Genomic DNA, 9,235 nt, shown 5'->3' with positions numbered 1-9,235 from the left:
AAATAATCGCCAACTTCGACCATGACCACTCGGATCTGGCACTACCAGGCTTGGTCTGCGAAGGTTGTTGGAGCACTATGAGAAATCCGGGCTAGTGGGTCGTGGCGAGCATCACCACGCTCAGCGCCGCCGAGATCCACATGGCGGGGCGGATCGCCTGCATCCGGCCGGTGAACACCTTGATCAGCACGAAGCTGAGGAAGCCGAAGGCGATCCCCAGGGTGATCGAGTAGGTCAGCGGCATCAGGATGATCGCCAGGAAGGCCGGGAAGGCCTCGTCATAGCGATTCCAGTCGATCTTGCCGATGGGCGAGAGCATGAAGAGCCCCACCAGCACCAGGGCCGGCGCCGTGGCGATGCTCGGCACCAGCGAGAGCAGCGGCGAGAGGAACAGGAAGGGCAGGAAGAGCAGGGCGATCACCACCGCCACCAGCCCCGTGCGCCCGCCCTGGGCCACGCCCGCGCCGGATTCGATGAAGGTCTGGGCCGCACTGGTGCCCAGCGGTGCGGCGATCATCGAGGCGAAGGCGTCCACCGTCATGGAGCGCTTGAGGTTGCGGGGGTTGCCGTCCTTGTCCTTGAGGTCCGCCGACTCCGACAGCGCCATGAAGCAGGAGAGCGCATCGAAGAAGTTGGTGAAGAGCATCACGAAGATGAAGGGCAGGTAGGCGACCTTGAGGGCGCCCCAGATGTCCACCTGCATCACCGCGCTGAAGTCGGGCCAGGCGGCCAGCCCGCTCCACTCCACCATCACCTCGCCGCCCCACAGGCGCCCCATGGGCGTGGCCAGCAGGGTGGTGAGCGCGATCCCCAGGATCAGGGCGCCGTTGAAGCGCAGGATCACCAGGATGGCGGTGGCCATCATGCCCAGGAAGAAGATCCCCAGCGCCGGGTCGAAGCTGCCGAGTGTGACCAGGGTGGCGTCGCTGCCGACGATGAAGCCGGCGTTCTTCAGGCCGATGAAGGTGATGAAGAGTCCGATGCCGCAGGTGATGGCATAGCGCAGCGAGGGCGGAATCGCCTCAATGATCGCCTTTCGCACGTTGAACATGGCCAGGATCGCGAACATCACGCCTGACCAGAACACGCAGCCCAGCGCCACCTCCCAGGAGAGCCCCGCACCCTGCACCAGGGTGTAGGTGAACAGGGCGTTCATGCCCATGCCGGGGGCCACCAGGATGGGGTTGCGGGCATAGAGCCCCATGGCCAGGCTGCTCATGAAGCTGATCAGGACCGTGGCCGAGAGGGCGGCGGAGAAGGGAATGCCGGCGTCGGAGAGGATCGCCGGGTTGACCACGATGATGTACATCGAGGCAAGGAAGGTGGCCATGCCGGCCAGCACCTCGGTGCGCAGGGTGGAGCCGCGGCGGCTCACCCCGAAGTAGCGGTCGAGCCAGTGTCCTTCCGTTGACGATGTCGGCTTGAGTGACTCGCCTGACAGGGAGGCATTGTTGGTGTCCATGAGAACCCCGTTGTTGTTGTGGGTTTCTGACCATATGGTCAGCTATGGGCCGCAGTTGGCCCGCTGGCGATGGCCCTCCATGCGCGGAGGGCCGTCGTGTCAGGTGCGTTTCGTGTGGTGATGGTGAATGGGCGGCACGCCCGCTCAGGAGCGGCGGTGCTGCAGGCGCCCTCCGGCCCAGGTCTCGGCCACGCTGCGATCATCGCCCAGCATCATCAGCGCGAAGAGCGTCTCACCAAGGGTGCGGCAGCGCGCGGTGCGCCGCGCCAGCAGCGGGGTCGCCGCGGGGTCGAGCACCACGAAGTCGGCGTCCATGCCCGGCGCCAGGCGGCCGATGCGATCGCTCAAGGAGAGGGCCCGGGCGTTGCCGAGGGTCAGGCCATGGAAGCCCTGCCAGGCGGTGAGGGGCTGGCCGCGCAGCTGGCCGACCTGGTAGGCGGCCTTCAGGGTGGCAAGCCCCGAGAGGTCGGTGCCGCCGCCCACGTCGCTGGCGAAGGTCACGCCCAGCCCCATCTCCCGGGCCGCCTGGCGGTCGAAGAGGCCGCTGCCGAGGAAGAGGTTGGAGCTGGGACAGAAGGCGAGGTTGGCGCCGCGCTCGGCCAGGCGTGCGCGCATCTCCTGGTCCAGGTGGATGCCGTGGGCGAAGGTGCTGCGCGGCCCCACCAGGCCCGATTCCTCGTAGACCGCGAGGTAGTCGCGGCTGCCGGGGAAGAGCTCCGCCACCCAGTCCAGCTCGCCGGTGTTCTCGGCCAGGTGGGTCTGCAGCCAGAGGCTCGGGTCGTTTCTCAGGATGGCGCCGGTGGCGTCGAGCTGGGCCCGGGTGGAGGTGGGCGCGAAGCGCGGGGTGAGGCTGTAGCCGAGCCGCCCCTTGCCGTGCCAGTCGCCGATCAGTCGCTCGCTGTCGCGGATGCCGCCCAGGGTGTCGTCGGTGAGGCCTTCGGGAGCGTGGCGGTCCATCAGCACCTTGCCGGCCAGCATGCAGAGCCCGCGCCGCTGGCTCGCCGCGAAGAAGGCGTCCACCGAGACCGGGTGGCTCGAGCAGAACACCTGGGCGGTGGTGGTGCCGACCCTGAGCATCTCGTCGAGGAAGGCCTCGGAGAGGGCGTCTGCGTGCTCGCGGCTGGCGAACTGTTGCTCCTCCGGGAAGGTGTAGTCGTTGAGCCAGTCGAGCAGCTGACGTCCGTAGGAGGCCATGATCTCCAGCTGCACGTAGTGGACGTGGCTGTCGATGAAGCCGGGGGTGATCAGCTTGCCGCGGTGATCGATCACCTCGAGGCCCGGGGGCAGCTCGGGGGCCAGGGTGGCGTAGTCGCCGATGGCCCGGATCCGACCGTTCTCGATCCACAGGGCACCGTCCGGGTGGTGGGTGACGCTGCCCGGGGCGGGGGTATCGGCGTCGCCGGGGTCGGCATCGAAGCTCAGCAGTTCGGCGCGCAGCAGGCGCGAGTCGTTCATCGTCATTGTGGTCAGGGGCTCATGATTGAAACAGGTGGCGCAGCTCGGCAGGATCCAGGCCACGCTGGTCGGGGCGTTCGACGCTTGCCGTCAGCGGCAGAAGCTCGGCGAGGGTGGCAAGCGCAATGGCGTAGGGGGTCTTGTCGCCCCCGGTGCCACCTGCCGCCATGCCGATGGGGCAGCGCACCCGGGCAAGTGCGGCCTCGTCATGACCGGCCTTGCCCAGCCGCGAGCGAAAGCTGGCCCACTTGCTTCCCGAGCCGATCAGGCCGAGGGAGGCGACGTCGCCACGGGCGAGCAGGGCATCCACCAGGGCGAGATCCTCAGCGTGGTCGTGGGTCAGCACCAGGGCATGGGCGCCCGGCGGTAGCGCGGCCACGGCAGCGACCGGGTCGGGGGCGTGGCGGCAGGCTAGCCGCGGCTGCTCTGCCGCCCAGTCGGGGAAGATCGCCTCCCGGCTGTCGTGCCAGCGCACCTGCCAGGGCAGCGGGGCGGCCAGGCGCACGAGTTCGGTGCCCACGTGGCCGGCACCGAACAGCGCCAGGGTGGTGGCGCTGCCCGGGAAGACCTCGATCAGCACGTTGACGAAGCCGCCGCAGCACTGGCCGCTGCGCCCGCCCAGGGAGAAGGCCTCGAGGCTGATGCCCCCCTCGGGACGGCCATCGTTGCCTACGAGCCGCGCCCGGGCGGCCTCGATCACCTGGTACTCGAAGGTGCCGCCGCCCAGGGTGTCGAAGACGGCATCCGGGGTGATCACCATCCTCGCCCCGGGCTCCCGGGGCGTGGAGCCGGCGCTAGTCACCTGGGTGGCCAGGGCGTGGGGGGCGCCGTCGCGCTGCAGGCGATGCAGGGCGGCGTGCCAGCTCTCGGGGCGACTTTCGTTCGCCGTGGGCGTGCTCTGCGGGGCCACGGTCACTGCTCCCCGAAGGCCGGCGGCCAGTCGCTGTGGCGGGCGCGCAGCGCCTCGGCGGCCAGCAGTACCCGTTCCGGCGTGGCCGGGGTGTCGAGCCGCGGGGCCTCGCGGTAGTCGGCGAGGCTCGCCAGGGCGTCACGCAGCGCCGACCACACCGAGATGCCCAGCATGAAGGGCGGTTCGCCCACCGCCTTGGAGCGGTAGATGCTGGCCATGGAGTTGGGGTGCCCCTCCATCAGCGCGACGTTGAATACCGGGGGCAGGTCGCCATAGGTGGGGATCTTGTAGGTGGCGGGCCCGTCGGAGATTAGCCGGCCGGCGTTGTTCCACTTAAGTTCCTCGCTGGTCAGCCAGCCCATGCCCTGAATGAAGCCGCCCTCCACCTGGCCGATATCGATGGCCGGGTTCAGGGAGTCGCCCACGTCATGCAGGATGTCGACCCGGCTCACCTGGTACTCGCCGCTCAGGGTGTCGACGCTTACCTCGGCCACGGCGGCCCCGAAGGCGTAGTAGTAGAAGGGGCGCCCCTGGCCGGTGTCGCGGTCGTAGTGGATCAGCGGCGTGGCGTAGAAGCCCTTTTCGGAGAGCGAGACGCGGCCCAGGTAGGCCGCCTGCACCAGCTCGCCCCAGGGGATGCGCCGCTCGCTTTCCCCTTCGCCTGCTACCAGGTGGCCGTCCTCCAGGCGCATGCCTTCGCGGTCGAGGGCATGCCCTTCATAAAAGTGCTCGGCGGCGAAGTCGAAGAGCCGCGCCTTGAGCCTCAGGCAGGCGTCGCGGGCGGCCATGCCGTTGAGGTCCGCGCCGCTGGAGGCGGCGGTGGGCGAGGTGTTGGGCACCTTGTCGGTGCGGGTAGCGGTGATGCGGACGCTGTCGAGGTCCAGCGCCAGCTCCCGGGCCACCACCTGGCAGATCTTGGTGTGCAGCCCCTGGCCCATCTCGGTGCCGCCGTGGTTGATCTGCACGCTGCCGTCGGTATAGACGTGAAGCAGGGCGCCGGCCTGGTTGAGGTGCTTGGCGGTGAAGGAGATGCCGAACTTCACCGGGGTCAGCGCCAGGCCGCGCTTGATCACGGGGCTGCCCGCGTTGAAGGCGGTGATGGCCTCTCGCCGTGCCCAGTAGTCGCTGCTCGCCTCCAGGCGCTCGATCAGCTCATGCAGCAGGCCGACCTGCTCCACGGTCTGGCCGTAGTGGGTGACGTTGCGTTCGCGGCGGTAGAGATTGCGCTTGCGCACGGTGAGTGGGTCCTCTCCCACCCGGCGGGCGATATCGTCCATGGCCGCCTCGATCACCATCATCCCCTGGGGGCCGCCGAAGCCGCGGAAGGCGGTGTTGGAGGCGGTATGGGTGCGGGCGCGATGGCCGGTGACCCGGGCCGCGCCCAGGGAGTAGGCGTTGTCGGCGTGGAACATGGCGCGGTCGACGATGGCATCCGACAGGTCCGGCGAGTAGCCGCAGTCGCCGATCACGGTGATCTCGCCGCCCTGAATCACGCCACGCTCGTCCACCCCCAGCCGGTAGCGGTTGTGGAAGGGGTGGCGCTTGCCGGTGGCTCGCATGTCGTCACCCCGGGGCAGGCGCAGCCTGGCCGCGCGGCCGGTGCGCCGCGCGATCAGTGCGGCGATGCAGGCCCAGGGCGAGGCCTGGGTCTCCTTGCCGCCGAAGCCGCCGCCCATGCGCCGCACCTCCACGGTCACCGCATGGAAGGGGATGCCGAGCACCTCGGCCACCAGCTTCTGGGTCTCGCTGGGGTGCTGGTTGGAGGTGTGGACCACCACCCCCTCGTCCTCGGTGGGGATGACCAGGCAGGCCTGCCCCTCGAGATAGAAGTGCTCCTGGCCGCCCACGAACTGCTCGCCCTCGACGATCTGGCTGGCGCCGCCAAGCGCCGCCTCCCAGTCGCCGCGCTGCTGGACGTGGGTGGGCCTCACGAACTCGCCGCGCTCGGCGGCGGCCACCGCATCGAGGCTCGCCGGCCGCTCGTCGATCGTGACCAGGCCGGCATCGAAGGCCGCCTTCACCGCCTCCCGGGCGGCGCGGTGGCTCTCGGCGGCCACGGCGAAGAGCACTTGGCCTGCGTAGCTAATTTCGTCCTCGACGAAGATCGGATCGCCTGGAAAGACCGGCCCGATATCGGTGTGGCCGGGCACCTCCTCGATGCCGACCGCGTCCACCACCCCGGGTAGCGCCCGGACCTGGTCCAAGGCCACGCCGGTCAGCCGGCCATGGGCCACTGGCGAGAGCGCCAGGGCCACGTGCAGGCAGTCCGCCGGCACCTTGAGGTCGTCGATATAGGCGGCGCGGCCGGTGACATGCTTCACCGCGCTCTCGTGGGCCTGGGAGTGGCCGGCGCTGCCGGGGAGAAGGGTGTCGCGAGCCAGCGGGCTCGCCCCCTGGATACGATCGTCGAGTTCCCGGCGTGCCTCGGCGGAGTCGGGGCCGACGTCGGCGTCATCTTTCATCTTAGTCGGCGCGGCACCGGGCGTCTTGGCAGGCGCGGCACCGGGCGCTTTATTGAGCTTAGTGAGCGTACGCATGGAGCATCACCTCCCGGTCAGAGTGGGCTTGCTGCTGCGCGATGACCAGGCGCAGCCGCTCCAGCAGGTTGGCGGCGGAAAGCGTGCGGTAGTAGGCGCTGCCGCGCACGTCGCTCATCGGCGAGAACGCCTGCCCCAGGGCGACACGGGCCGCCTGGAAGCTGGCCGCCGTGGGTGGCTGACCCTCCAGCGCCGCCTCGGCGGCGGCGGCCCGCTTCGGTATGGCCGCCATGCCGCCGAAGGCGAGGCGCACCTCACGCAGTACGCCGTCTTCCAGGCGCCAGGAGAATGCGCCCAGCACCGCCGAGATATCATCCTCACGACGCTTGGACAGCTTCCACACCTTGAGGTGTCGCCCCGGTTCGGGTCGGGGCAGGAAAACGGCGCGGATCACCTCGCCCTTGTCCTTGAGCAGTGCGGTCTGCTTGTAGTCCAGGAAGAAGTCGTCGAGGGATAGCTCCCTTTCACCGTCCGGCCCCGCCAGCCGAAGTCGCGAGCCCAGCGCCAGCAGCACCGGCGGGGTGTCGCCGATGGGCGAGGCGTTGGCGATATTGCCCCCCAGGGTGCCGCGGTTGCGCACCTGGGCGGAGCCCAGGCGGTGCAGCAAGTGGGCGAAGGCGGGATAGTGCTCGGTCAGCAGGGGCTCGAGGCGCGTGTAGGTCACCGCACCGCCGATCCACCAGCCCTCGCGGCCATCCGCCAGGGTGGCCGCCTCGATGGCGGTGAGCTCGGCCACCCGGGTCACGTCCACCAGACGCTCGAAGCGGCGCAGGCGCTGGGTCACCTCCAGCCAGAGGTCGGTGCCGCCGGCGACGATGGGCGCCTCGGGGTGGCGGCGACGCTCCTCGACCAGTTCGGCCAGGGTCACGGGCTGCACGAAGGCGTTATCGGCCGTGGGTTCCTGAGAGGGTGCGCTGGCATCCACGGCGAGATCCAGCCACTTGGGGCGCGCGTAAGGGTGCTCCCCCATGGAAAGGGCCGCGTCGCGGATCGGACGGTAGCCAGTGCAACGGCAGAGGTTGCCGCCTAGCGCCGCTTCGAGCCGCTCGGGGGTCAGCGGCGCGGGCCGCTGCCGGGTCTCCTCGTGCAGGGTGAAGAGCGACATCACGATCCCCGGGGTGCAGAAGCCGCACTGGCTGGCGTGGCAGGTCACCATGGCCGCCTGGGCGGGGTGCAGGGCCTCGCCCTGGGCGAGTCCCTCCACGGTGACAAGCGACCGGCCCTCGAGCTGGTGGGCGGGGGTGATGCAGGCGTTGGCACTATGGTAATGCACCCGGCCGTCGGGGCCGGCCTCGCCGATGGCCACGGTGCAGGCGCCGCAGTCGCCGGAGGCGCAGCCCTCCTTGGTGCCGGTCTGGCCGAGGGAGTCACGCAGCAGCTCGAGCACGCTGGTATCGGGCGTGGCCTCGCACCGGCGGGGCTGCCCGTTGAGCAGGAAGTCGATCATGACATTGTCTCTGTTATTGATCGCTGGGGGCGTCATCGACCATCAGGGAAGTCGATATGTTGACCATGTGGTCAGGATGGTTTCAGCATGGGCAACGATGGCCGATTTTGCAAGCCGATCGTCCGCGACCTTCGCCTTATGTCGCCATCCCGAGGCGGCCGGCAATTGCATGCACTGCCGCGGTGCGGCACTCTCGGCAGAGACCACTGGCACAGGGAGCGGGTAGATGACTGAAGTCGCGAGGCCGGCGGCGATACGCCGTACGCGGGAGAGAGACGAGGCCGGGGGCGCGACCCGTGAGCGCAACGAGCGCGAGATCCTCGCCGCGGCGGAGAAGATCTTCGCCGCCCACGGCTATCGCGGCGCCAGCGTCCAGGCCATCGCCGAGGCGGCGGGGCTACCCAAGTCCAACGTGCTCTACTACATGGGCAGCAAGCGCGAGCTCTACATACGGCTGCTGGAGCGGATGATGGCGCGCTGGAACGCCCTGCTGGACGATATCTCGGTGGACGATGATCCCGCCGAGGTGCTGGAGGCCTTCATCCGCAGCAAGATGGCGCTTTCCCGGCGCCACCCGGAGGGCTCACGGCTGTTCGCCGCCGAGATCCTCGCCGGGGCTCCCTTCCTGCAGGAGTACCTGAGCGGCGAGCTGCGCGCCTGGGTGGAGGGGCGCGGAGCGATCTTCCGCCAGTGGGCCGAGCGCGGCCTGATGGATCCGGTGGAGCCGGTCTGGCTGATCTTTTTGATCTGGTCTGCCACCCAGCACTACGCCGACTTCGAGGCTCAGGTGCTGGGCATCACCGGCAAGGGTGAGCTCAGTGACGCCGATGTCGAGCAGATCACTGCCTTCCTCACTCGGGTGATCCTCAAGGGATGTGGGGTGAGACCGCCCGGGAGCGGGGCATGATAGAGTGTTGTCTGGCGCATGTTGAAAAAGGTGAAGCCATGAATACGGCCAAGGATAATGTGCGGCAACTGCTCGAGTCCCTGCCCGAGGACTGTACGATGGAAGATATCCAGTACCATCTCTACGTCGTAGAAAAGGTACAGAGAGGCAGTCAGCGTGCTGAGACCGAGGGGGCTCTCAGCCAAGAACAGGTCGAGCGGAAGCTGACAAAGTGGCTCGACCGCTAGCCTGGTCACCAGAGGCGCTCGAGGATCTGGAACTCATCGCCGAGTATATCGAGCGAGATTCTGCCTTCTATGCGCGTGCTGTCGTGACCAAGCTGGTGGAGACGGCACGGGCGCTAGGTGAATTTCCTGAGCTGGGCAGAGTCGTGCCCGAACTTGGTGAGGCGAATATTCGTGAGCGCTTTGTCTATAGCTACCGCCTGATTTATCGCGTTGAGGCTGAGCGCATCCTGATTCTGGCCGTCATCCATGGGCGTCGTCTGTTGGAAAATACAGAGCGCTTCCCTCTATAG

At 68.6% G+C, this 9,235-nt stretch carries 8 protein-coding genes; 3 read left to right on the top strand and 5 right to left on the bottom strand.

The annotated features are described in order from the left end of the window. Positions 1-91: 91 nt before the first annotated feature. From DER72_RS04500 to xdhA, 5 genes are all read right to left on the bottom strand, one after another. A complete protein-coding gene (locus DER72_RS04500) occupies positions 92-1,462 on the bottom strand; it encodes an NCS2 family permease (RefSeq protein ID WP_110068789.1) in 1,371 nt (456 codons plus the stop codon). Between the two features lie 144 nt (positions 1,463-1,606). Then, complete coding sequence (gene guaD, locus DER72_RS04495) at positions 1,607-2,923, bottom strand: guanine deaminase (RefSeq protein WP_110068788.1); 1,317 nt, start codon at positions 2,921-2,923, stop codon at positions 1,607-1,609. 13 nt (positions 2,924-2,936) lie between these two features. Then, the gene (gene xdhC / locus DER72_RS04490; protein ID WP_110068787.1) at positions 2,937-3,827 is read right to left on the bottom strand and encodes a xanthine dehydrogenase accessory protein XdhC; all 891 of its coding nucleotides are present in this window, start codon (positions 3,825-3,827) and stop codon (positions 2,937-2,939) included. Between the two features lie 2 nt (positions 3,828-3,829). Further along, the gene (xdhB, locus tag DER72_RS04485) at positions 3,830-6,289 is read right to left on the bottom strand and encodes a xanthine dehydrogenase molybdopterin binding subunit (RefSeq protein ID WP_110068786.1); all 2,460 of its coding nucleotides are present in this window, start codon (positions 6,287-6,289) and stop codon (positions 3,830-3,832) included. 58 nt (positions 6,290-6,347) lie between these two features. Beyond that, a complete protein-coding gene (gene xdhA / locus DER72_RS04480; protein WP_110068785.1) occupies positions 6,348-7,811 on the bottom strand; it encodes a xanthine dehydrogenase small subunit in 1,464 nt (487 codons plus the stop codon). A gap of 226 nt (positions 7,812-8,037) precedes the next feature. Here xdhA and DER72_RS04475 point away from each other — a divergent pair, with 226 nt between their 5' ends. From DER72_RS04475 to DER72_RS04465, 3 genes are read left to right on the top strand one after another with little or no spacing between them, the layout of a single operon-like run. Then, on the top strand, positions 8,038-8,718 hold the full coding sequence (locus tag DER72_RS04475) for a TetR/AcrR family transcriptional regulator (RefSeq protein ID WP_110068784.1): 681 nt from the start codon (positions 8,038-8,040) through the stop codon (positions 8,716-8,718). Positions 8,719-8,756: 38 nt separating this feature from the next. Next, positions 8,757-8,945: a hypothetical protein gene (locus DER72_RS04470; RefSeq protein WP_110068783.1), complete on the top strand. Its 189-nt coding sequence runs from the start codon at positions 8,757-8,759 to the stop codon at positions 8,943-8,945. Next, positions 8,930-9,235 carry a type II toxin-antitoxin system RelE/ParE family toxin gene (locus tag DER72_RS04465; protein ID WP_110068782.1) on the top strand — a complete coding sequence of 102 codons (306 nt, stop codon included), beginning with the start codon at positions 8,930-8,932 and terminating at the stop codon, positions 9,233-9,235. Before DER72_RS04470 ends, DER72_RS04465 begins: the two co-directional genes overlap by 16 nt.

This window comes from Halomonas sp. A11-A, assembly GCF_003182195.1.
Classification (GTDB): domain Bacteria; phylum Pseudomonadota; class Gammaproteobacteria; order Pseudomonadales; family Halomonadaceae; genus Halomonas; species Halomonas alkalicola.
The sequence above is the reverse complement of the archived record's forward strand: the minus strand, read 5'-3'. Positions and strand labels throughout refer to the sequence as shown.